This window comes from Paenibacillus sp. 598K (assembly GCF_003851045.1).
GTDB lineage: Bacteria > Bacillota > Bacilli > Paenibacillales > Paenibacillaceae > Paenibacillus_D.
Genome location: NZ_BFBX01000134.1, coordinates 13,123 through 15,711, shown reverse-complemented (window position 1 = coordinate 15,711; position 2,589 = coordinate 13,123). Strand labels below are relative to the sequence as shown.

Genomic DNA, 2,589 nt, shown 5'->3' with positions numbered 1-2,589 from the left:
CGCTGCGCGATCCGCCCACGTAACCCGCGCAGCCCCCCGACCGCGTCGCCCACGCGGCGCACCAACAGCAAAGCCCCCATCTCGCGGCCTATTGGCCGACCGGGATGGGGGCTTGCTCGTTATGCGCGGCCTCGTCTGCGTGCGACCAGCAGATAGGCGCCGAGTGCGATCAGCAGGATGCCGATCATGGACTGGCCGCCGCTCAGTTGACCGAGCACATGGCCCAGGGTGAAGATGACGAAGAATAGCACGCTCAGGACGGTCAGGATCTGGATCGGCAGCAGCAGCCATTTGTTGCGATTGCCGAACCAGTAATACTCGAACAGGCCGACCGCCGGGGCGAGGATGAAGCCTGGCCACATATAGTTCCAGTTGCCGAAGAGCATCGCGATCTGACTGACAAGGCCTGCCGTGATCAGGACGCCGCCGGGGATGAGCAGCCCGTGACCTCGGCCGCGCATCAAGGAGAAGTGCATCCAGTGGAAGAATAAGCCTAGCGGGATGACGAACATCGTCGGCCAGAAGGTGGCGAACAGCTGTCCCGTGTTATAGTCCTGGGTACGTCCGAGGAACAGATAGACACCGAACAGCAGGAGCACGGCTCCGATAACAGCGCGTTTGGACATGCGTTTTGCAGCTCCTTTTGCAGGGGGATGGGATGGGCAGGCTGGCTGTGCTCCAGCCTGCCTAGCTCCTTTACTTTATCATGCCGCAGCGACAGATGTCTTCCGTCCCCAGGGAACAAAAAAACTGGACCGGAGTCCAGTTGACGCTACATCGCCCAAACGAGCACACGCACAGGCCGAAGCGGAACCTCGGACAGCGCCTTAACCTCCTGACAGCGGCTGTCATATGCTGATAGGAGGTTGTTCCAAAAAAATCAGCGTGCAATCACGACTCCAACCGGCAGCTAAAAGATCGGCATGCGGGCGCGGCGGCCGTTTTTGAAGTAGAGGATGGCGTCGGCGCTGAATAGATCGATACTGATAATCTTGTCTTTCCAGTGGGACAGCAGCGCTTCCTGGCTGTTCAGAACCGAGAGCAGGAACGGGATCAGCTTCTGGTCGGTGCCGACCAGATTAACCGGTATGGAGTCCTCGTTAACCCGAATACAGCAGATCTGGCTCATAACATACATCTCTCCTTACCCTTAGGCATAGTAGCGGCGCATAGGCGCCGTAGTCAGGCTTATACGATACCATCTTGCAGCCGCAGAATCGCTCGAAAGCTGGCGGGTTTAAACAAAACGGCCCCCGGCCACAATGAGTGACAAAGGCAGAAATCAACGGAAGTCAAAGGAGGAAGCGACGATGTTGACAGAAAGCTATGCGGTGTTGAAGAAGCTCTGCTTGCCTCATGGATTGTATGTGGCCAGTCCTTCGCAGGATTACCGTTATGTGTGGATCCGAGACAGTGTTTATATGTCATTACCCCATCTGGACAAATCGACGCACACGTACGAAAAAACCTTTCACCGGCTCTTCGATCTGTTCCTCGACTATGAATGGAAGCTCGACTGGATCGCCCTGCAGCGGCCGCACCTCGCCTGGGAGTACCTGCACGCCAGATATTCGCATGACCAGGTCAAGGAGGTGCACCACGAGGAATGGGGGCATATCCAGCACGATACGATCGGGGCCTTCCTGTATGGCGTAGGAGAGGGGCTGAAGCGCGGCAAGTCGATGCTGCGAGACGGCCGGGATGCGCGCATCGTCCAGAAGCTCGTCGACTATCTGGAGCATGTCCGGTACTGGGAGGATGCCGACAACGGGATGTGGGAGGAATGGCGCGAGGTGCACGCCTCCTCGGTAGGCGCATGCGTCGCCGGACTGAAGGCAGTCGAGCGGATCGTCCGGCTCCCGGAGGGGCTCGTCGAGAAAGGGATGCGCACGCTGCTGGCGATCTTCCCTGCCGAGAGTCGGGACAAGACGGCGGACCTCGCGCAGCTCAGCCTCATCTACCCGTACCGGCTGTTCTCCGGCGTGTTGGCGGAGACGATCGTCACCGCCGTCGAGCAGCGGCTGCTGCGGGAGCGGGGGGTTATCCGCTACGAGGGGGACAGCTATTACAGCACGTTGGAGGCCGAGCATGGACGCGGCCAGCCCCGCAGCTTTTATGAGGGGACGGAGGCGGAGTGGACCTTTGGTCTGCCGTGGCTGGCGCTCTGTCATCTCGAGCTGGGGCAGCCCGAGCAAGCCCGACGTTACGTTCGGTGGAGCGAGGATGTAATGACCGAGCCGGGCTGTCTGCCGGAGCTCTACTACCAGGGCACGGCGACGCCCAATGTCAACACGCCGCTCGGATGGAGCTGCGCGATGTATATCCTGGCCAAGGAAGCGGTCTGCGCCAGAGAGGGTGCGGCACAGCAATTGGCTTGAGGCAGGCGAAGTGGGGGCGGGCGCAGACGGGTGCCTATGTCTGCCTTGGACCCGGCGATCCTCGCCCCGGGTTGCCACGTACTCGTCAAGCCTCGTCTCGGGCTGCCTCGGACTGCCGAGCCTTGTACTTGTCGGGCCAACGTACTCGGCATGCCGCGGACCCGGCGTACCTTGTACTCGTCGATCCTCGCCCCGGCGTGCGCCTCGCCCC

The 2,589-nt window shown here is 60.6% G+C and carries 3 protein-coding genes; 1 reads left to right on the top strand and 2 read right to left on the bottom strand.

Translation table 11 applies throughout. From position 1 onward, the window contains the following. Nucleotides 1–119: 119 nt before the first annotated feature. Nucleotides 120–626: a hypothetical protein gene (locus PA598K_RS30625; protein WP_128660583.1), complete on the bottom strand. Its 507-nt coding sequence runs from the start codon at nucleotides 624–626 to the stop codon at nucleotides 120–122. 284 nt (nucleotides 627–910) lie between these two features. Then, a complete protein-coding gene (locus PA598K_RS30620) occupies nucleotides 911–1,129 on the bottom strand; it encodes a hypothetical protein (protein ID WP_128660582.1) in 219 nt (72 codons plus the stop codon). 181 nt (nucleotides 1,130–1,310) lie between these two features. Between PA598K_RS30620 and PA598K_RS30615 the strand changes: the two genes are divergently transcribed. Next, nucleotides 1,311–2,378: a glycoside hydrolase family 15 protein gene (locus PA598K_RS30615; RefSeq protein WP_128660581.1), complete on the top strand. Its 1,068-nt coding sequence runs from the start codon at nucleotides 1,311–1,313 to the stop codon at nucleotides 2,376–2,378. Nucleotides 2,379–2,589 lie beyond the last annotated feature (211 nt).